The 22,116-nt window shown below is 43.0% G+C and carries 17 protein-coding genes; 9 read left to right on the top strand and 8 right to left on the bottom strand.

The genetic code is table 11. The annotated features are described in order from the left end of the window. Positions 1 to 229: 229 nt before the first annotated feature. The 3 genes from ACKTT2_RS04920 to ACKTT2_RS04910 form a co-directional block, all read right to left on the bottom strand. Entirely contained in the window at positions 230 to 1,402 is a 1,173-nt protein-coding gene (locus tag ACKTT2_RS04920; protein ID WP_407884568.1) for a CO2 hydration protein, read from the bottom strand. A gap of 128 nt (positions 1,403 to 1,530) precedes the next feature. Next, positions 1,531 to 3,012, bottom strand: coding sequence for an NADH-quinone oxidoreductase subunit M (locus tag ACKTT2_RS04915; protein ID WP_407884566.1), 1,482 nt, complete (start codon positions 3,010 to 3,012; stop codon positions 1,531 to 1,533). Between the two features lie 89 nt (positions 3,013 to 3,101). Then, complete coding sequence (locus ACKTT2_RS04910; protein ID WP_407884564.1) at positions 3,102 to 5,009, bottom strand: NAD(P)H-quinone oxidoreductase subunit F; 1,908 nt, start codon at positions 5,007 to 5,009, stop codon at positions 3,102 to 3,104. Positions 5,010 to 5,636: 627 nt separating this feature from the next. Between ACKTT2_RS04910 and ACKTT2_RS04905 the strand changes: the two genes are divergently transcribed. From ACKTT2_RS04905 to ACKTT2_RS04865, 9 genes are all read left to right on the top strand, one after another. Further along, on the top strand, positions 5,637 to 5,945 hold the full coding sequence (locus ACKTT2_RS04905) for a carbon dioxide-concentrating mechanism protein CcmK (RefSeq protein ID WP_009457333.1): 309 nt from the start codon (positions 5,637 to 5,639) through the stop codon (positions 5,943 to 5,945). 273 nt (positions 5,946 to 6,218) lie between these two features. After that, positions 6,219 to 6,566 (top strand): carbon dioxide-concentrating mechanism protein CcmK, encoded by a 348-nt coding sequence (locus ACKTT2_RS04900; RefSeq protein ID WP_017747342.1) that lies wholly within the window; start codon positions 6,219 to 6,221, stop codon positions 6,564 to 6,566. A gap of 6 nt (positions 6,567 to 6,572) precedes the next feature. Continuing rightward, positions 6,573 to 6,875 (top strand): beta-carboxysome shell vertex protein CcmL, encoded by a 303-nt coding sequence (gene ccmL / locus ACKTT2_RS04895; RefSeq protein WP_407884559.1) that lies wholly within the window; start codon positions 6,573 to 6,575, stop codon positions 6,873 to 6,875. Positions 6,876 to 7,036: 161 nt separating this feature from the next. Next, entirely contained in the window at positions 7,037 to 8,701 is a 1,665-nt protein-coding gene (ccmM, locus tag ACKTT2_RS04890) for a beta-carboxysome scaffolding protein CcmM (RefSeq protein WP_407884557.1), read from the top strand. A 223-nt stretch (positions 8,702 to 8,924) separates the two neighbouring features. Then, a complete protein-coding gene (ccmN, locus tag ACKTT2_RS04885) occupies positions 8,925 to 9,563 on the top strand; it encodes a beta-carboxysome scaffolding protein CcmN (RefSeq protein ID WP_407884556.1) in 639 nt (212 codons plus the stop codon). A gap of 119 nt (positions 9,564 to 9,682) precedes the next feature. Further along, a complete protein-coding gene (gene ccmO, locus ACKTT2_RS04880) occupies positions 9,683 to 10,438 on the top strand; it encodes a beta-carboxysome assembly protein CcmO (protein ID WP_407884554.1) in 756 nt (251 codons plus the stop codon). A gap of 308 nt (positions 10,439 to 10,746) precedes the next feature. Then, complete coding sequence (locus ACKTT2_RS04875) at positions 10,747 to 11,697, top strand: LysR family transcriptional regulator (protein ID WP_407884552.1); 951 nt, start codon at positions 10,747 to 10,749, stop codon at positions 11,695 to 11,697. 344 nt (positions 11,698 to 12,041) lie between these two features. After that, the gene (iscB, locus tag ACKTT2_RS04870; protein ID WP_407884550.1) at positions 12,042 to 13,412 is read left to right on the top strand and encodes an RNA-guided endonuclease IscB; all 1,371 of its coding nucleotides are present in this window, start codon (positions 12,042 to 12,044) and stop codon (positions 13,410 to 13,412) included. Between the two features lie 274 nt (positions 13,413 to 13,686). Beyond that, positions 13,687 to 15,279 (top strand): mucoidy inhibitor MuiA family protein, encoded by a 1,593-nt coding sequence (locus ACKTT2_RS04865; protein WP_407884547.1) that lies wholly within the window; start codon positions 13,687 to 13,689, stop codon positions 15,277 to 15,279. Positions 15,280 to 15,386: 107 nt separating this feature from the next. On the opposite strand, the gene ACKTT2_RS04860 is transcribed toward ACKTT2_RS04865, so the two are convergent. From ACKTT2_RS04860 to ACKTT2_RS04840, 5 genes are all read right to left on the bottom strand, one after another. Continuing rightward, positions 15,387 to 15,554 (bottom strand): hypothetical protein, encoded by a 168-nt coding sequence (locus ACKTT2_RS04860; RefSeq protein WP_407884545.1) that lies wholly within the window; start codon positions 15,552 to 15,554, stop codon positions 15,387 to 15,389. A gap of 87 nt (positions 15,555 to 15,641) precedes the next feature. Then, positions 15,642 to 17,213, bottom strand: a complete 1,572-nt coding sequence (locus tag ACKTT2_RS04855) for an NAD(P)H-quinone oxidoreductase subunit 4 (RefSeq protein ID WP_407884570.1) — start codon at positions 17,211 to 17,213, stop codon at positions 15,642 to 15,644. 350 nt (positions 17,214 to 17,563) lie between these two features. Next, entirely contained in the window at positions 17,564 to 19,687 is a 2,124-nt protein-coding gene (locus tag ACKTT2_RS04850) for an NAD(P)H-quinone oxidoreductase subunit 5 (protein WP_407884543.1), read from the bottom strand. A 388-nt stretch (positions 19,688 to 20,075) separates the two neighbouring features. Further along, a complete protein-coding gene (locus ACKTT2_RS04845; protein WP_407884541.1) occupies positions 20,076 to 20,462 on the bottom strand; it encodes a thioredoxin family protein in 387 nt (128 codons plus the stop codon). A 658-nt stretch (positions 20,463 to 21,120) separates the two neighbouring features. Next, positions 21,121 to 21,837, bottom strand: a complete 717-nt coding sequence (locus tag ACKTT2_RS04840) for an NnrU family protein (RefSeq protein WP_407884539.1) — start codon at positions 21,835 to 21,837, stop codon at positions 21,121 to 21,123. Between the last annotated feature and the right edge of the window lie 279 nt (positions 21,838 to 22,116).

Below are 22,116 nucleotides of genomic sequence, written 5' to 3'. Positions count from 1 at the left end.
AAGGGGAGGGTTAGGGTGGGGTAAGACATAAGCTCAAACTTTCATGTACAAACTATTTCAGACTTTGCGCCCCTACTGATGTACTTCATTTACCTGAAAGATGCTGTATGCAAACGGGCGAGGACGCCCGTTCCACAATGTTTCACAATCGTTCCACAATGTTTCACAATAGTTCCACAATGTTTCACAATCGTTCCACAATGTTTCACAATCGTTCCACAATGTTTCACTAAACCTTCTCATATACAGGCACTAAACAAAAATTAGCTCCCTCGTTAACATCAGATAGTCGTGAAGTTTTCAACCTGTCAAGCCACTCCTGCAAATACACGCGATTGGCTTGTTGCTCATCTGGATCTTGAGTATCTACGGGATGAGGCATTAGCCCTAAAATTGCTGCAGTTGTTACACAGAACATTGACTTTTGGAAACTCATACAAATTTGTACCAGCAGATCGTCTTCTCCCCTTCGACTCCGCCGATAAACTTCGTGCAAATACTCTGGAAGAAAGTGACGCATATCCTGCATCAGCAAGGTAGGAGGTATACCTGCACCTCCAGTGGGCAAAGGATCTGCATATAATGCCCCATACTGAAAGCGAGCTTGGTCGGGGGAAATTTGATAAGCTTGAGCGTTATATGAAATTGTACCGAGGAAGGGCGTGCCTCGGAAAAAGACAGCTTCTACGTAAGGTATTGCTGTATCTGCTAGGAATGTCAAGCCAATAGAAGCAGGGAGAACATCGTAAACTTTACCTCGGATTTTAACTGAATAGGTAATTGGTTTTTTAGCATCTGCTACCAATCCCGCTTTGACATGGTCTACAACTTGAGGAATTGATTTTATTTTTCCTTCATCATAGAGGTCAGATAAAGAGAGAAATATATCAGCCATGACACGCCAGAATTGACCTAATGCGCTGTAGTAAGAAAAAACGCGCATTTGTTCAATTAAGAAATCAGGAAATAGTTGGTTTAAGCCCAACATTAAGGGATTATTTTTAAATTTTGCTGCAACAACAGCTTGTACGCTCTTTTTAAACTCTGGTGTATCTAAATATTCGTCTAAACCACCACCACCGTGCCAAAGCATAGCATTCATGCAGTACTCGGCATATTCAAAATTAATGCGATCGTGCCACCAATGTTTGAGTAGTTTTTGAACAGAAAATTCCCCATTGAAGTATTTCAAGAAAGGGAAAAAAACTAAAAATTGATTCTCGGCAATATAAATAAGATTCTTAGAATAGGCATCTAAAACGACCCCATAACTTTTAAGAATGCCAACAACTTCTAGTAAGTTCTCAGGAGTATTTGGTAGTAATGCCCCTCCTGCTTCCAACCGTTCAATATACTCAAAGAATGGGTAATCTTTATTGGGTTTGTTTTTAGTGCTTACCATGTTTGATAACTCCTATAAATCAGGGGATTGGCGATTGGGGAACTCGGGGTTCCCTCTGGGGATAAGGGGTAATGGCGATTGGTTACTAGTTACTCTTCCTTGTCTCCCTAGTCCCCAATCTCCAGTCCCTAGTCCCTAGTAGACACAACAGTACTGGGTGCAGTTATCATTGCTGCGATTGTCGGTTCAGTCCAACGTGTTAGCCAATTAGGTTGAATACCATAAATCACAATCAAGACTGCCAAAACAACTGCAGGCGCACGTTCTGCCCAAGAAACACGAGGTAAATTGGCAACTTGTGGGGATAAGCGTCCAAAGAAAGCACGGTTTGTGAGTAGTAAGAAGTAAACGGCAGTTAAACCCGTACCAATCATCGAGATAAGGGTTTGTACTGGGAAAACTGCAAAACTACTCCGAAAGATGATGAATTCTGAAATAAACCCAATCATTCCTGGTATTCCAGAGCTTGCCATGACGCCCAAAACCATTAAACTTCCAATCACTGGCATTCCTCGTTCGGGATTGAGCAGCCCTCGCAAAGTGTCTAAGTCGCGACTACCGGCTTTCTTATAGACAATTCCCACTAGTAAAAACAGAAGTGCGGAAATTAACCCGTGACCGATCATTTGCAACATGGTTCCCAAAATACTTAGGGGTGTTGCTGCCGATGCTGCTAGAAGCACGTAGCCCATGTGTCCTATGGAACTATATGCCACCATTTTCTTCATGTCTTTTTGAGCGATCGCACAAGATGACCCGTAAAGCACGCTCACTGTTGCCCAAGTTGCTAATGCAGGGGCTAGATAATGCCAAGCCTCTGGCAATAAGTTCATTCCAAATCTGAGCAAACCATAAGTTCCTAACTTCAGCAGTACTCCGGCTAACAATACTGAAACTGGTGTGGAAGCTTCAACGTGAGCATCGGGTAACCACGTGTGTAGGGGAAACAAGGGAATTTTGATACCAAAACCAATCAAAATTCCTAACAGTAATAAAATTTGAATTTCTAATGTTAAAGATTGGGTACTTATAGAATCTAGTGCAAAGCTAGAAGAACCACTCAGCCAAACTATACCGAGAAAACTTGCTAAAATGATGATTCCAGAAACAGCAGTATATATGAGAAATTTAGTAGCTGCATAACCTCGTTTTTGTCCTCCCCAAATCGCTATCAGTAGGTATAGAGGAATAAGTTCTATTTCATAAAACAGGAAAAACAGCAGTAAATCTTGTGCGATAAAAGCTCCATTGACTCCTGCTGCTAAAAGTAGGAGTAAGGAATAGTAAAAGCGAGGACGACTAATTTCTGCATCGCTACTGTAGATGGCAATAGCAGTTAGCAAACCGTTCAATAGCAACAACGGTAAAGACAAACCATCTATTCCAAGACGATAGCTTAAGCCAAGAGACTCTATCCAAGGCAGAAACTCTGTAAATTGTTGATTGACTTCTGCAAGATTAAACAAACTTGCTAAAACTAACGTCCAAATGAAAGTAATACTGGCAATAATCAAAGCCAACGTTTTGGTAACTTTTGGAGTTACGCTAAAAGGAAAAAAACTGATTAATGCTGCACCTACCAACGGTACTAAAATTAATATACTGAGCATATTTTGTCCTTTGTTATTTGTCCTTTGTCATTTGTTATTTGTCCTTTGTCAATTGTCCTTTGTCATTTGTTCTTACCAACAACCAACAACTAATGACTAATGACCAATGACCAATGACCAATGACTAATGACCAATGACTAATGACTAATGACCAATGACCAGTGACTAATGACCAACTAATTAGGAAACCTAAAACACTGACACCAATAAGGATGGTTAACAAATAACCTTGCGAACGACCTGATACGCTGTACTTTAAGGATTGCCCGCTAAATATTGTCGCCATTCCTACTAAGTTGATAAAACCATCAACTAAATAGCGATCGCTCCAAGCAGAAAATCTAGACAACAATGCGACAGCACTCACTATTGTGATTCGATAAATTCTGTCGATGTAAAAGTCATAACCGAGTAAATCTTGTACAAATCTCCATGCCAGAATTCTGGATCTCGACCATGCTTTATGTAGATAAATACTCGCTCCGATCGCAACTCCTACCAAGGTAGAGGACAACAAAAAGGCTACTATATACCAATTTATACTTTTCCAATCAGGTAGTAAGTACCATTGCTGTAGCATGAGAGGAACTAACAACGTAACTATGGTGAGTACCACCATTGGAAATGCTATTTGCCAAGTGACTTCTGGGGCGCGACGAGTTTTTGGTTGAGCTTCTCCCCAAAAGACTAATCGAAAGACTCTTGTTAAATTTAATGCTGTCAGTCCATTGACAAGTACTAAAATTCCAACTACCCAAGGGCTAACCAAAGCCAAACCATCAGCCCAGCCTAACATTGCCCAAAAGCTTCCCAACGGTAGCAGCGTCACCATACCAGCCGAACCAACCACAAAGGCAGTGGTAGTTGCTGGCATTCGCGACCACAAACCGCCCATTTCTGTCAAGTCTTGGGTGTTAGTGGTAAATATAACTGAACCAGAACTCATAAACAGCAGAGCTTTGGCAACGGCATGAGTGAATAACAACATTAGGGCGACACCCCCTTGTTGCATCCCGACTGCCAGAAATACCAAGCCCATATACGCACTTGTAGAATGGGACAGTGCTCGCTTAATGTCAATTTGGGCGATTGATACTAACGATGCTCCAACGGCTGTCACAGTACCCATAATAATTAAAGCGTTGAGGGCAACTGGAGACAGTGCTAGAAGTGGTTGTAGTTTGTATAGGATGTAAGCCCCACCAGCTACCACCATTGAGTTTCGCATTACCGAAGCTGGGTTGGGACCTTCCATCGCTTCATCCAACCACAGGTGTAAGGGAAACTGAGCGCATTTACCAGCAGGTCCCGCTATTAATGCCAAACCCAGTAAAGTTGACGTGACAGGGCTTAACTCAACCGTTTGCGCCCATTCATACAAATTTGAGAAATTCAAGCTACCTGCCATGTTGGAAAGTGTCACCACTCCCATAAGTAAAAGCAAATCTCCTACTCGTTTAGTCAAGAATGCGTCTCGTGCTGCTGTTACTACCAGAGGTTGTGCGTACCAGAACCCTACTAGCAAGTAGGTGGAAAGAGTCAGCATTTCTAAGAGGGCATAACTGAGAAATAAAGAGTCGCTAATTGCTAACCCACTCAATGCTGCTTCAAAAAATCCCATCAAGGCAAAGAAACGAGCCAATGCCCAGTCCTTCTCCATGTAACCAAGAGCGTATATTTGTGCTAGCAGGCTTAATCCGCTAACCATAACAGTTGCACCAATACTGACAGGAGAAATGTCCAAGGAAAAGGACAAATCAAAATCTACAGCTTTAAACCAGGTAAAGAGAAAATTTTCTGGCTCTCTATTCCAAATATCTACAAATAACAGCAGGCTGTGAATAAAAGCCAAAACTGTTGTTAACAAATTTAAATAAGCGGCAGGTCTTGGTCCTGTACGCTTAACAAGCCCTAGTGCCCAAGGTAAGGTTAAAATTGCTCCTATTAACCCGTAAAAAGGTATCCACCAACTGGTCAAAAACAGAAACTGATCCATCTAAATATTCCTGTGAAAACAATGTTTTTATGATTTGATGAAAAGGTTTAAACTCCCCGACTATCTTGGAGCATCCCAAATAGATTCTTCACTCCGACTTTTTCATTTTTTCACCTCTAAGATCCAAAAAAAGATAGTATTCCTGAAAAAATACAGTGTTCTCAGCCTTTCTCATTTCCCCTTTGTGAAATGGAATTGCTAATGACAAAAGCTGAGTTTATAAGGTAGATAATTTTAAATTATATATTTTCTTTACACAGTTTTTACGCGGCTAGCAAAAACTGAGGAAAGACAGCAGAAGAACACGCCCCGTTTTCCGTCATTCCTCTTCGGATAGATTTTCTGGTTATACGAACTCGTTTTAGCCAATGTCATAAAAAAATTATAAAGCAGAAGTGGCTGCTCTAGGAATCTGTGAAGTTCAGTTGAGTAAAATCACCCTCCTTAATTTATGTTAAGTTTTTTAAAACTTTTTTATTACAAACTATTATGGTAATTTATATTGCCAGGGGAACAAAGCTTTTCTATGCTTAATTTGGGCATGCTTTTCAGTCTCAAGATCGGCGTACTCGTCTAAATTTTCAGTTCTTCAGTACATATTGCAATAACTTATTCAGGAGTTCTGCGATGCCAATTGCAGTTGGAATGATTGAAACAAAGGGGTTTCCAGCAGTAGTGGAAGCGGCAGATGCGATGGTGAAAGCCGCTCGCGTCACTTTAGTAGGGTATGAAAAAATCGGCAGTGCTCGGGTTACTGTAATCGTGCGCGGAGATGTATCTGAAGTACAAGCTTCAGTTGCTGCGGGAGTTGAAGCAGCCAGAAGAGTCAATGGCGGTGAGGTTGTATCGACTCACATTATTGCTCGTCCCCACGAAAACCTAGAGTACGTATTGCCCATTCGCTACACCGAAGCAGTGGAGCAATTCAGGACGTAGGGATTAGGGATTGGGGATTAGGGATTGGGGATTAGGGATTGGGAATTGGGAATTGGGAATTGGGCATGGGCTTACTCAAGCCTCAAGTCAGTATCCCAAAGCTAAGTAAAAACTAGTTTCTGTCTAGTCCCAAGACTGATATCTTGAAGGATATATCTGAAATCCACGCATAAAATCGGTTAGTCCCCATTGCCCCTTATCCCCAGAGGGGACCCCGAGTTCCCCAATCCCTAAGTTTTGTGTTCATTTTTTAAGCATAGAGGAACAAAATTCATGTCAATTGCAGTAGGAATGGTAGAAACGCTGGGCTTTCCAGCTGTTGTAGAAGCAGCAGACGCAATGGTCAAAGCTGCTCGTGTAACCTTAGTAGGCTATGAGAAAATTGGAAGTGGTCGCGTAACAGTGATCGTTCGGGGGGATGTTTCGGAAGTACAAGCTTCTGTTTCTGCCGGAGTTGAATCCGTAAAGCGAGTCAATGGCGGACAAGTTTTGTCCACACACATCATTGCTCGTCCTCACGAAAACTTGGAATATGTTCTTCCTATTCGATACACCGAAGATGTGGAGCAATTCCGCGAAAATGTTAATGCGATTCGTCCTTTTGGTGGTAGAAGACCATAAAGCGTAATGCAAATTGCAAGAGTTCGCGGCACAGTAGTGAGCACGCAAAAAGATCCAAGTCTTAGAGGTGTAAAACTACTGCTGTTGCAATTAATAGATGAAGAAGGGCGTATTCAGCAAGAATACGAGGTAGCAGCTGATAGTGTGGGTGCTGGAGTAGATGAGTGGGTACTAGTCTGTCGTGGCAGTGCTGCCCGTCAAATTCTAGGAAACGAGCAACGTCCTGTAGATGCAGCCGTTGTGGCAATAATTGATACAGTCTACGTTGAAGACCGGCTGATTTACAGTAAGAAGGATCAGTATAGGTAGTCATTGGTCATTGGTCATTGGTCATTGGTCATTAGTCATTAGTCATTAGTTAAAACACTCGTGCATATTGACGAAGGACAAATAACAAATGACAAATGACAAATAACAAAGGACAAATGACAAATGACAGATGACAAAAAGATTAGAGGAGGAATCTAGTAATGGCAGTTACCAGCACGGCGGCACCCCCAACCCCGTGGTCGAGAAGTTTGGCTGAGCCGAAAATCCATGAAAGTGCCTTTGTACATCCTTTTTCTAACATTATTGGAGATGTACGTGTTGGCGCTAATGTGATTATTGCACCAAGCACTTCCGTTCGGGCAGATGAGGGTACGCCTTTTCATATAGGCGACAACACTAACCTGCAGGATGGTGTGGTTATTCATGGATTGGAACAAGGACGGGTCATTGGTGATGACCGGAATGAGTATTCGGTATGGATTGGTAGCAATGCGTCTATTACCCATATGGCTCTCATTCACGGACCCGCCTATGTTGGAGACAGTTGTTTTATCGGCTTTCGCTCAACAGTCTTTAACGCTAGGGTGGGGGCTGGTTGCATTGTCATGATGCACGCTTTGATTCAAGACGTGGAGATTCCTCCTGGAAAATACGTACCTTCTGGAGCAATTATTACTACTCAGCAGCAAGCCGATCGCTTGCCGGATGTGCAAGACCAAGATAAGCACTTTGCCCATCATGTTGTAGGTATTAATCAGGCTTTGCGGTCTGGCTATCTTTGTGCCGCCGATAGTAAGTGTATTAGAAGAGTTAGAGATGAGTTAGATAAATCTTATACAAGCAACGGTGTTAACGGATTAGAAAGGAGTAATGACGTGGCGAGCAGTAGCTTGGGTGCTGAAACAGTAGAACAGGTACGTTATCTGTTAGAGCAAGGATACAAAATTGGCACGGAACATGTAGACCAAAGAAGGTTTCGCACGGGGTCTTGGCAAAGTTGTCAACCTATCGAAGCAAGATCTGTAGGGGAAGCAATCTCAGTTCTTGAAGGTTGCTTGAGAGAGCATTCTGGAGAATATGTACGTTTGTTTGGTATTGACCCCAATGGCAGACGACGGGTATTGGAGACAATCATACAGCGTCCTGATGGACTTACAAGCACATCTTCTAGTTTTAAAGCTCCTACATCTACAAGTCATAGCAGCTACAACAGCAACAGTAACGGCAAAGGTGCTGCGAGTAGCAATAGGATCGACGGTGATATTACACAGCAAATTAGCCAATTATTAAACCAAGGTTATAAAATTGGCATGGAACACGTAGATGAACGTCGCTTCCGCACGGGTTCTTGGCAAAGCTGTACTCCTGTAAGTGCAACAAGTACCAGAGAGGTGGTTGCTGCACTAGAAGAATGTATGAGCAGTCACCAAGGCGAGTACGTGCGCCTGATCGGGATTGACCCCAAAGCTAAGCGCCGGGTACTCGAAACCATCATTCAAAGACCGGGCGCTCCAGTTCCATCAATTAGCTCCTCCAGTTCGAGTTCAAGATCTAGTGCATCATCCGACCGTTACTCATCAGCAACTACATCAGCTACCAGTACTCGGTTGAGTTCTGAAGTGACCGACCAGTTGAGACATCTCATTACTAGTGGGTATAAAATTAGTGCCGAGCACGTAGATCAACGGCGATTCCGCACTGGTTCCTGGTCTAGTTGCGGACAAATTGAAGCCAATTCTGCACAACAAGCCGCAGCAGCATTGGAAGCTTTCTTGGCAGAGTATCCAGGAGAATTCGTGCGCTTAGTTGGCATTGACCCCAAAGCCAAACGCCGCGTAGCAGAGGTGATTATTCAACGTCCGTAAACTGGGGCATGGGGATTAGCGATTAGGGATGGGAAAAAGTAATTATAGCGGTTCTCACTTAGTGCAATACACAAAAAGTTATGGAACCGCACCCTTAACGCCGATGCACGCGGATAAAGCTGTACTTGATTTGGATGAAAATCGCTATAGTTTCTCTGTCCTAATTCCTAAGTAGTACCCAATCCCTAGTTCCCAATCCCTAATTTTAGAGGTTACAGTTACCATGTCAGTGCCGCCACTGCGCCCACTGCGCTTAAGGGATAGCTTTGATTCTTATGTTGGTGGCGAGGTGATTATTCATCCAAGTGCTGTAATTGCACCTGGTGTGATACTTCAAGCGGCTCCAAACAGCAAAATTATTATTGGTTCGGGAGTCTGTATTGGAATGGGGTCTATTCTCCAAGTTCATCAAGGAACTCTGGAGGTAGAAGCAGGCGCAAATCTTGGCGCTGGGTTCTTAATGGTTGGACAAGGCAAAATCGGAGCAAATGCTTGTATAGGAGCAGCAACAACTGTTTTTAACTGTTCTGTTGACTCCGGACAAGTTGTTGCTCCTGGATCGGTTATTGGAGATAGCAGTCGCCGCATAACTGTATCTGCTGAGCTAGTACACGATGAAAAAGAACCACAACTGTCTGCAAGCGCTTCAAGTACAACAAGTCCTCCAAGTACAAGTCGTACAGAATTGGAGCAATCACAATCTAATACAGAATCCTCAACTGCTACCAAAGCAGAAGAAACTTCTACCAAAACAGAAGAAACTTCTACCAATTCATCTAGTACTGGCACTTTTATTTACGGTCAAGAAAATATACAACGGCTCATGTTTACATTATTTCCCCACAAGAAAGATACTACTTGAGCTACCCTAGTATGATGACGGTCATGGTGAAGAAGTGCTAATTGTTATGTGTAAGCTTTGCTTGCAACTCACAATGGAATATTCACATCGACCTATATAATCCAAGATCGACAAAGAAAATGCAGGCATCATACCGTCAAAATGACTTTAAAGATACTGCTTTAGGACTAGTTTCTACTGAAAGTTTTCCGGCAATAGTGGGCATAGCAGACAATATGCTGAAATCTGCCGGGGTTCACCTAATAGGATATGAGAAAATAGGAGGCGGTTATTGTACTGCTATTGTTAGAGGTGCGATCGCTGATGTACGTTTGGCTGTAGAAACTGGAGTTCAAGTTGGCGAACAAATGCACCAACAAGTTTCTAGTCTAGTTATTCCGCGACCTTTCCCTAACCTAGAAGTGATACTACCTATTTCCAAACGTTTTAGCGTGCTTTCACAAGGAGATGGCTACAGTCGTTTGAGCAACCAAGCCATAGGTTTGGTCGAAACGCGGGGTTTTCCAGCCATGGTAGGCGCTGCAGATGCAATGCTGAAAGCGGCGGATGTCCAATTAGCAGCTTATGAAAAAATTGGTGCGGGTTTGTGTACGGCTATCATTCGGGGGTCTGTGGCGAATGTAGCCGTAGCAGTAGAAGTTGGAATGTACGAAGCAGAACGCATTGGGGAGTTAAATGCGGTTATGGTAATTCCTAGACCACTTGACGAGTTGGAGGAAACTCTACCCGTGGCTAGTTGTTGGATAGAGGAACGTCAACCGTTGAATTTGCCAATCAGTCTCAAGGAGCAAGTTGGAGAAGCAGAACTTTTGGAGTTACCAGACTTAACTGAGTTGCCAATGAAAGTGATAGAGGAGTTAACCAACGATCAGTGACCAGTGACCAGTGACAAATGACCAATGACCAATGACTAGTAAATTTAAGTATGTAGGGTGGGCAATGCCCATCCTACTCGTCTAACTACCATCAAGGTGTGCTGCCTTGGTTGGAAGGGGTCTTACTGTTTGTGACTAACTTTGATAATAGCTGTTCTTATCTATAAGAAAATACCAATTTTCTAATAAAGCAGATAGATTTTTATCTATAGATATCACTCATAACTTTTACTATCAAAATGCTGCATTAAGCATAAGTATTCAGTGATACTAGATTTATATCTATTCTTATTAGAGGAGAATACCCCTTGAACCAAGCAACGCTGCACCAGTTGAAGGTGTTCGAGGCTGCAGCTCGTCATGGGAGCTTCACTCGTGCTGCTGAAGAGTTATTCCTGACCCAGCCCACCGTCTCCATGCAGATCAAGCAACTAACAAAGTCGGTGGGATTGCCATTATTTGAGCAAGTAGGGAAGCGTTTATATTTAACGGAAGCAGGACGGGAACTGTTCGCCACCTGTCGGCAAATTTTTGAGACCATCTCTCAATTTGAAATGAAGGTGGCGGATTTAAAGGGGCTGAAGCGAGGTCAATTGCGTCTAGCTGTTATCACCACAGCAAAATACTTTATTCCAAGGTTATTGGGTCCGTTTTGTCAACTCTATCCTGGGATTGATATTGCACTGCAAGTGACAAACCATGAAGGGATTCTAGAACGGATGGTAGGTAATCTTGATGACTTGTATATTATGAGTCAAGTTCCAGAACATTTGGATGTGAGTTACCAAGCCTTTTTAAGTAATCCTCTCGTGGTTTTAGCACCAATCAATCATCCTTTGGCGGGCGAACAGAATATTCCTATTCAACGTCTTGCAGAGGAACCTTTTATTATGCGCGAACCAGGTTCGGGTACGCGACGGGCAGTACAAAAGTTATTTGATGAGCATGGGGTGACGGTAAAAGTCAAACTAGAATTGGGAAGTAATGAGGCGATAAAGCATGCTATTGCAGGTGGTTTGGGAGTTTCCGTTCTTTCCCGACACACTTTAATTGAGAACAAAGATTTAACTGTTTTGGATGTGGAACATTTTCCGATTCTACGGAATTGGTACATGGTTTATCCCACAGGAAAACAGTTATCTATCGTTGCTCGTACTTATTTTGAGTATTTGCTAGAATCTGCAAAGCAATTTTCTACTCAAACTCTTGATTATAGTTATGCTGTGGTCAATGAGAAGGAACTGAAAGCAGAAGTTTAATACTTCTCAACTAGTTCGACGGATTCTTTAGGTCTCTCTTTAACCGTGCAAAGAGAGGAGTAAGCAACCCCTGGATTAAATCCAGGGGCTTCAGCAAAACCCAGTTTTAGTTGAAGCCTGAAGCTTACCAGACTAAGTTCTTAACTGAACTACGTTAACAGTAAATGTTAAAAGACCTACCGGAGGATGCGTAGCTAGTCTTCCGCTCTAGAACCAAACAATTAAACATCTGTAATGGGCTAAGGAAGTGTTGTTTGGAAAGTTACTGACTGTTAACCTTGTCGTTCGCGAAGCGTGCCGACGAAGGAGGCATAGCTAACATTACCCAGAAATGGAGGGACATTATGTCCAAAGTTTTTGTAATTGATACCAACAAAAACCCATTAAATCCAATCCATCCCGCTCAAGCAAGACAACTTCTTAGAAATGGTAAAGCCGCGATATTCCGCCAATTTCCATTTACTATTATCTTAAAAAAAGCTCATCCTGACACGCCTGTTGAACCGCTAAGAATTAAGATTGACCCTGGTTCTAAAATAACCGGAATAGCAATAGTTAACGATGCATCAGGAGAAGTTGTATTTGCTGCTGAAATTAAGCATCGAGGTTTTGCAATTCATGAATCTCTTAGCTCAAGAAAACAACTCCGGAGAAGCAGGAGAAATCGCAAAACAAGGTATCGCCAACCACCACTACACGAATGGTTTAGGAAAGGTAACAAACAACCTTGCCCAAAACAACGTCGAGATGGTCAGCAGTGCGGTGGACGGGTTCCACAGGCTACAGCAACTGCTGACCCGGAGGGTTGGTTAGCTCCCAGCTTGCAGAGTCGTATTGATAACATCAAAACTTGGGTTGAAAGATTGCATAAAGTTGCACCGATTGAAGCAATATCTCAGGAATTAGTGCGCTTTGATATGCAATTAATTCGTCATCCGAATATTCAAGGAAAAGAATATCAACAAGGTACTCTTTTCGGTTACGAAACTAGAGAGTATCTATTGGAAAAATGGAATAGACAGTGTGCTTACTGTGGTATCAAAGACGTTCCACTTCAAATAGAACACATTCACTGTCGCGCTAAAGGAGGAAGTGATTCGATAACAAATCTTACATTATCATGCGAAAAGTGTAATCAGAAAAAAGGGACAAAAGATCTCAGAGATTTCCTCAAAAAAGACTCAACAAGATTGGAAAAAATCCTAAAACAAGCCAAACAACCTCTTGCAGATGCAGCAGCAGTCAACGCAACTCGATTTGCATTACTTGAGATTTTAAAAGCAACTAACTTACCAGTAGAAACAGGAAGTGGTGGGTTAACTAAATTCAATAGAACTCAACAAGCCCTCTTGAAACTACATTGGATCGATGCAGCTTGTGTTGGTAAATCAACTCCGATTCTAAATATTAAAGAAGTTAGACCTTTGCTGATTACAGCTAACGGTCACGGAACAAGACAGATGTGTCGTACTGACAAATACGGTTTCCCAAATCGTCATTGTTCGAGAACTAAATTTCACTTTGGTTTTCAAACTGGTGACATTGTAAAAGCAGTTGTCACTAATGGTAAAAAGATTGGTCAATATGTTGGACGTATCGCAACCCGTGCGACTGGCAGTTTCAACATCTCGACCAAAAATGGCTTAGTTCAGGGAATTAGCCACAAATATTGTAAACACATTCACAAGAAGGATGGGTATTCCTATGCATTTTAAAAAAATTAGACGCCCATTAAAATGGGCCGTGTCGCGGTTCCACGCGCGTACTAAAGTTACGTGGTTTCCCCGCTCCCGGAGGTTTTTAGATGAAGCGACCGTCGTTCTTGAGATTTTTTAGTTCAAAGTCTGAAATCTATCGCGGTTCTCACTTGGGTGCAATACATAAAAAAGTTATGGAACCGCAGATGCACAGCAAAGCACGCGGATGAAGTTGTACCATTATCGGATGAAAGTTGCTAGAAAATCTAAAATCTAAGATCCAAAATCTAACATGACAACTGTAGACACTGAAATTGTTGCCGTCACAGTTTACACTGACCAAGCTTTAGTATCGCGACGAGGTATCGTGACGCTTACAGGGCTTGAACGGGAATTGATTGTTTCGCAATTACCAGATACTTTAGATACGGAATCGGTCAGGGTAAACGGTACGGGTAGGGTGGCGGTACACTTATCACAAGTGAGCGTAGAAAAAGTCTTCTCATCCGAACCAGCAACAACTCGGCTTGTACAATTGAAGGGGCAAATTCAACAGATGGAAGCACAATGGCGTTTTCTACAAGCTCAAATTGATGCTTTGGATTTGCAATCTCAGTTTTTACAAGGTTTGCGTGAAAAAACAGAGGAACCTTTCGCACAGAGTTTGTCGCGGAAAAATCTCAGCCCTAGCGAAACTTTGGATTTTTTGAACTTTTTGGGCAGTCAATATGCTGAGTATGCGATCGCACAAGGAGATTATAAGGTTCAACAGCAAGAATTAGACAAGCAGTTAGAAATTCTCCGCCAACAAATACACCAAGTTCAAACCTCTCATGGTAAAGAGAATTTCTGCTTGACTGTAGCGATCGCACCTGAAGGTGCGGGTGATTTTGAGTTAGAAGTGTCTTACGTAGTTGGTCGTGCTAGCTGGGTTCCACTTTATGATTTAGCAGTCAGTACTAACACTCGTTCTCTCAACCTCAATTACTTAGCGGAAGTCACTCAAAGGACTGGGGAAGATTGGATTGGCGTCACTTTAACCCTCTCCACTGCAAAACCTGGGCTAGGAACGTTACCACCCAAACCAGAACCTTGGTTTATCGATATACCTAGTCCTCCCGAAAATCTCTTGCGTCCAAAAGCCATGCACCGACTCACTCCTGGAGTGGCTATGGCATCTCCAACAGAAAATAATTATACCGATATTGAGCGATCGCCTGAAAACTTTGTTGAAGCCGAAAGCGTTGTAGCAGAAATTTCCAGAGAAGGAAGTACAGTTAATTTTAAATTAAATAGTAGCGGTCACATTCCTAGTGACGGCGCACCCCACAAAACGACAATTTTCAACGATGATTATCCCTGTGAATTCGAGTATGTAGCAACACCCCGTTTGGTAAGCTTCGCCTATCTACAAGCAAATGTAAAGAACGGTACAAATGGAGCAACTTTACTAGCAGGCAAAGCCAATATCTTTCGAGACAATACTTTTGTAGGAACAACTCGATTAGAAAATACTGCACCCGGTCAAGAATTCAAGCTGAACTTAGGTATTGACGAGAGTTTGAAGATTGAGCGCGACTTAGTTGAGCGTCAAGTCGATAAGAAATTAATAGGTAACAATCGCCGGATTACTTACAGTTATCGTATTATCATTACCAACTTATTAGATCGAGAAATATATGTAAAACTTACAGAACAACTGCCAGTTAGCCGTAACGAGCAAGTCAAAGTCCGCCTCACTCGTAGCAATCCGCAAATTCAACTAGGTGAAATGGGAATATTGGAATGGGCTGTGACTCTACCACCTGAAGCAAAAAGAGAAGTATATTACCAGTTTACCGTAGAACATCCACCTGAATTATCAATTCAAGGTTTAAATGTGTAATTTTGAGATTACATACACAAAATCTTGTGGTGCGGGCGTCCTCGCCTGCACTTTTGTCTAAAACGGGCGGGGACGCCCGTTCCATAAGAGGATAGTTATTTGTTGATTTACTCCAGCCTTGTACTTTCTTTATAACAGCTAATTGCCCGCGCCAAAGGTTCATCGGGATCTAACTCAGGAGGATTAAGGAGAGAATCAATCAAAGCCTTGCTATCTTCTCGGCTGAGTTTGATAATAGAGTGTTCTTTTTTTGAATTAGTATTATCAGCGTCCATCTGCTACAGGGTGCGGTTTAATAATTGTAAAAAAAAAGGCAGGTAGACCACCCGCCTCTAAAATCAAATTAACTTAAAATCCAACATCTACTTACCAACAACAGGCGCATTAAACGATACTGCAGGAGCTTTTTCGTCTCCCAATTGTGGTATAGAATCTCTCAACCGTGCTGTTAGTTGTACCGTGCTTGCATCATACACCTGAGTTAGCATCTTGGGATACAATCCAATACCGATAATTGGCACTAACAAACAGGCAATGATAAAGATTTCGCGGGGTTCAGCATCGATCAACTTTTGATGAGAGACTAATTCCTCGTTCTCTTTGCCGTAGAAAATCTCCCGCAACATGGACAGCAGATAAATTGGAGTCAAAATTACTCCCACTGCCATCAAGAACACCACAATAACTTTAAAGGTGGGGTTATAGGCATCACTGGTGGAAAACCCAACAAAAATCATCAACTCGGCAACAAAACCACTCATTCCTGGTAAGGCAAGGGATGCCAAAGAACAAGTTGTCCACATGGCGAACATCTTACCCATTTTCTTCCCAACACCGCCCATTTCATCGAGCATCAAGGTGTGAGTGCGATCGTAAGTTGCTCCTACCAAGAAGAACAAACTCGCCCCGATCAAACCATGGGAAACCATTTGCAGCATCGCTCCATTCAAACCCAAGTCTGTGAAGGAAGCAATACCAATTGCCACAAAGCCCATGTGAGAAATTGAGGAGTAGGCAATTTTCCGTTTTAGATTGCGTTGGGCGAATGATGTGAGGGCAGCGTAAATAATATTTACAATACCCAAAATCACTAACACGGGAGCAAATATGACATGAGCATCAGGCAGCATTTGGGCATTCATGCGAATTAGAGCATAACCACCCATTTTTAACAAAACACCTGCCAGTAACATATGTACCGGGGCTGTCGCTTCGCCGTGAGCATCTGGCAACCAGGTATGCAACGGGAAAATTGGTAGTTTGACAGCATAAGCAATCAAAAACGCAGCATAAAGCCATAACTCTAAATTGATTGCATATTCTTTGGCAGCAAGCGCTTGCATATCAAAAGTGACAGTACCGCCGTAAAACGCCATTGTCAAACCAGCAATTAAGATAAACAGCGAACCACCTGCAGTGTACAGAATAAACTTGGTTGCCGCATATTGCCGTTTTTTACCGCCCCAAATGGAAAGGAGAATATAAACTGGCACTAATTCCAGTTCCCAAACCAAGAAAAACAGGAGTATATCCTGTACGGCGAATACGGCAATTTGTCCGCCGTACATTGCCAGCATCAAAAAGTAAAACAACCTTGGCTTAAGAGTTACGGGCCATGCTGCTAGCATCGCCAGTGTGGTAATGAATCCAGTCAAAATAATGAGGGGCATAGACAAACCATCTGCCCCTACCGACCAATTCAAACCGAGTTGCGGAATCCAACTGTAACGCTCAAACAACTGTAAGTCAGGATTTGAGAAGTCGTATCCGTTGTAAAAAGCGTATACAATCAATGCAAAATCTATCAACCCTACGATCAGGGCATACCAGCGTACTGTTTTGCCTTCTTTATCAGGGATTAAGGGAACTAGCAGTGACGCCGCTATCGGGAAAAGAATAATCGTCGTCAGCCATGGAAAATTTGCTGTATTCATCACAAGTCGTCAGTCAGCAACAATAAAGTTCGGCTATCAACTACTAGCTATTTACTAACAGTTTTTACAGGTTTTGCGCTTCATTCTTAGGTTGATTTAATAAAATTGGGGATTGAGGATTGGGGAACTCGGGGCCCCCTCCTTGTTGAGGGGCAATGGGGATTGGGCATTGGTAAAGTTGTTATATAAATTTACATTTTCTTGTGGTGCGAAGAGCAGCGCCGTGCGGGGGTTCCCCCCGTTGAGGCGACTGCGGGGCGTCCCGCCCGCCACTAATGCAGAACGGGCTTCTAGCCCGTTCCACAAGAGATGGATAATTTGTTTCTTGGCGCTCCCTGACCTTACTGATATCAAGTTACACCGAAAACAATCACTAAGCCCAACACAGCGCCAAACACGATTAAGGCGTAGAATTGAGCGCGACCATTTTCTAAGTACTTCAAACCTTCACCACTCACGAGGGTGAAAAATCCTGTGAGGTTGACAGCACCATCTACTACACGGAAGTCAACTTCCATAACTTGTCTCGCCAAACGACGCAAACCAACAACAAATACGCGATGGTAAATGTCATCAAAGTACCATTTATTGAGGGATAGCTCGTAAAGTGGTTTCACTTTTGCTGCTATCTCTACGGGGTTGATTTTAGCCCAGGAGTATGTTAAGACAGCCAGCGTAATCCCAATTAAGGAAATTCCTACCGAACTTCCTGCCATGATGTAGAACTCTGTTGGGTTGAACAAAGCTGCTTTTTCTACGACTTCCTCTAATGTTTCATTGGGTGAGTAGATAAACTCCTCAAAGTAGTTGGCAAAAGGAGTTCCTAGCAAACCAATGAGCATGGAAGGAAATGCCAAAACAACTAACGGCAAGGTCATTGTCCACGGCGATTCATGAGGATATTCACTGTGTCCGTGTCCGTGTCCGTGTCCGTGTGTGTCGTGTCCGCGATCGTCATGATGGTGTTGTTCGGAAGAATCTTCGAGTTCGCCCTTGGTCATTGCACCAGGACCAAAAGCACGTTTTGTATCAAAACCTGTTACCAGTGCCATCCCAATTGGCGACTTGAGCTTTTCCCACTTATCAGTTTGGTTGCCCCGGAATTTTCCTTCAAAGGTGGTTAAGTACATCCGGAACATATAAAAAGCGGTGATTCCTGCAGTTAGCCAACCCACAAACCAAAGAATTGGATTTGCGTTAAAGGCTGCCCCAAGGATTTCATCTTTTGACCAGAAACCAGCAAAGGGCGGAACCCCGGCAATTGCCAAGCACCCAATTAAAAAGGTGAGTGCTGTAACTGGCATATACTTTCGCAACCCACCCATTAACCGGACATCTTGTGCTAAAGCAGGATCGTGACCGACGACTCCTTCCATGCCGTGAATGACAGAACCGGAACCTAGGAATAGCATCGCCTTGAAGTAGGCGTGGGTCATTAGGTGAAACAGCCCTGCTGTGTATGCACCGACTCCCATTGCCATCACCATGTAACCGAGTTGGGAGATGGTGGAGTATGCCAAACCTTTTTTAATGTCGTTTTGAGTAATCGCAATTGTCGCACCCAAAAACGCTGTGAATGCCCCAGTGTAAGCAATCACATTCATTGCCGCCGGAACGTGTTCAAAAACTGGATACATCCGGGCAACTAGGAAAACGCCTGCTGCCACCATTGTTGCTGCATGGATCAGGGCTGAGATGGGAGTTGGACCTTCCATCGCATCTGGTAACCACACGTGAAGCGGGAATTGGGCAGATTTGGCAACCGGACCGAGGAAAACTAAAATTGCAAACAAGATGGCAAGCAAGTTGCTTAAAGAACCGTTCTGAACGAGTTCTCCAAGACGAATGCCCATTACGTCAAAATCAAAGCTTCCTGTTGCCCAGAATAGCCCTAGAATGCCTAAGAGCAATCCAAAGTCTCCTACGCGGTTGGTTACAAACGCTTTCTGACACGCATCGGCTGCTGCTTTGCGATCGTACCAAAAACCGACCAACAGGTAGGAACACATCCCAACGAGTTCCCAGAAGATATAAACCTGTACTAAGTTGGGGCTGACTACCAAACCCAACATTGAGGAACCAAACAAGCTGAGATAGGCGTAAAACCGGACATAACCAGGGTCATGAGCCATGTACCCATCTGTATAAACCATAACTAGGAAGGCTACAGTGGTTACAATGACTAACATTAGGGCTGCCAGATGGTCAATTGTGTAGCCCATGCTCAGGTGAAAATTACCTGCTGCAGCCCATTCTAGGGTACGGGTGTAAGAGGGGTGTCCTTGAATCTGACTCCATAACAAAGCAAACGAAAGACCCATTGCCACTCCCATTAGGGTGATGATGAGCGACGCATTTAGCTTTCGCAAGCTGTTAGTTACCTGATTCAACGAGAGTAACCCCAGACCGACCAGCATTGCCCCAAGAAGGGGCAGCACCGGAATCAGCCATGCATACTGATAGATTACTTCCATCACTGACGCCTACTTTTAGAATTCTTGACTTAAAGAAGTGTAAAGGAGAAAGTATCAAGGATTAAGGAGAAAGTATCAAGGATTGAGGATAAACTTGCCATTCTGTCCTTCATACTTCTTCATCCTTCATACTTCATCTTTCATACTTCATCTTTTTGTTGATTAATTTGTCGGAACTGTTAATAATTGTGACACACACCCTCTATGATAAAATACCCCACCCGGCAGTAATTGGGTGAGGTAATTAAGGTTGGTTTTATAATTGGGGGCTAGGGACTGGGGAACTCGGGGCCCCCTCTGGGGATAAGGGGCAATGGGGACTAGGGATTAGAGAATCTTAATTTAATCGCCAATCGCCAATCGCCAATCGCCAATCGCCAATCGCCAATCACGCTGACCTACAATTTAAATCGGCAACTTTTGATTTTTGGTAGGTTTTGGGTCGGTTGATGTAACAGATTTTGATTTCTTCTAAGGCTTGAAGCAAATCTTCTCGCCCTCGAAAACCTTCTAAACGCCGTCTGACTATGCCGTTTTCTATTAAAAGTAGAGTTGGTAGTGATTTGAGTCGGTAGGTAGTCGCTAGTTTGAAGTTATTATCAGCATTGACGCCAACCAATTTAATTTGGTCTCCGCATTGCGATTTAAACTGCAACAGTAACGGCTGAATGATTTTACACAAACCACACCAAGGTGCTTCAAAATTAACTAAAACAGGAATTGGAGATTCTAAAACTTCTTGAGTAAATGTCCGCTCATTTACCGACAACACCATGATGCCTCTAGAGGTAAACACTTTTGTTATCAACTAAGCTGTCAGCAGGAGGAGCAATAGTGTCACGACTGTGCAGTAAATTCAGCACAGATGCGAATTGTGTCACTAGAGAACAACCAGTAAAATGTCAGAAAACTTTGACCGGCTCGCTGCCAACTGCTATCAAATATCCTTAGCAGTTTAGTTGCCAAGTTTTACATTACTAAAATTGGCAAGTATCCTTGAACAAGGACTCTTTTGGAGTTCTTAACACTTAATTGAGATATTTCTCAAGTACTTGTCATGTTACTAATTGACCAAAGATTAGCGCGATCGCTAGTAACTCGGAGTCGATCGGACTTTAGATTTACCCCAAACTACAAGCTGATTTTTTCCCCGTTCGATCGGTGTTTTCTGATTATAGAAGAGAAAATGGCTGTTTATCAAGTCTTTTCCCTATTTAGTAATTGTTTAACAACTACCAAATCTAAAATTTCAAAACTAAGCGCCCCCTCACTGACAGATCCTTCGCCCATTGGACTGACTAGTTCCCAACAAAGGACAACCCTTGTTCGCTACTGGTCTCATTTCATCCTACATTGATTTGGTAGCAGTTGAATAGGATTTTATGGAATAAGTGTCAAATCGACTGCTATGAAAAATTCTGTTTGTGTTAAAATCATAACTTTATTCTGGCTGTTGCTTGAATTAATAAAGGATGCGACCACCAAAGTAGCAGTACGAAAATAGTAACTCCCACATATGACGGACGAAGAAATTCCTGCCAAATGAGAGATTGACGTTTGTCAATAACAGCTGCTAAGGGAACGATAGATGTGCGCTGTTTAACTTTTTCAAAGGCTTCACCGTAACGATCGCTCAAACGGCGATCGCCATGCCACACCCCAAATAAATGGTGTAACACTAAACCAACGGAAGTGACAAGAGTAAAACTAGTACCGAGCCAAAGAGTGTGAGCAATACACCAAATAATTTGCCCCACCATTTGCGGATGGCGAGTGATGCGGATGATACCAGTCTCGTAGAGATGAACCTGGGGCTTTTGGATAGCAGCAATTTCTAGTAGATTGAATGTAGCAGGATATAAAAAGAAAAACGAAATTGCTGACAGTACCCATACCAATTGTGCTATGCCCGATACACCTTGGACGTTCCAAAGCTGTAGACCATCATAGCGGTGATTAAAAAAGTACACGATGAGGATCGTAGCCAAAGGCAGGCTAGCCAACGCAAAAAGAATGCGATAAAGCCTACATCCAAGGTGTTTTTCTGCCCAAGGACGCAAGGCAGCGCCTCCACTATGGACAATTGCAAAACCCAAGAGTAGCCCAAGCATGACAAAATGACTAAGGGTTAACCAACCGGGCAACATCATATACACACAATGAAGTAAGTTAAAGAAAACCTAGTAGAAAAGGAGACTTTAGTCAAGATGATATGCTACTGTCTTTATCGAAACAGCCTCTACCTATTAAGATGCATTCTTAATCTTGCCCATCCGTGAAGGCTGATTACGCTGGTTTGTAAAAGATTGATGCTCCTTTCTTGTTCGTGGGTTTAGCCTTATGTCTGACCTTCCTTTCACTTTAGACCAACTACGTATTCTGAAAGCGATCGCTGCAGAAGGGAGCTTCAAGCGCGCCGCTGACAGCCT

Source organism: Scytonema hankhaensis NUACC26 (genome assembly GCF_045865695.1).
In the GTDB taxonomy this organism is placed as follows: Bacteria; Cyanobacteriota; Cyanobacteriia; order Cyanobacteriales; family Nostocaceae; genus Scytonema.
Note: the sequence above shows the minus strand (reverse complement) of the source record. Positions and strands in the feature narration are given on the sequence as shown.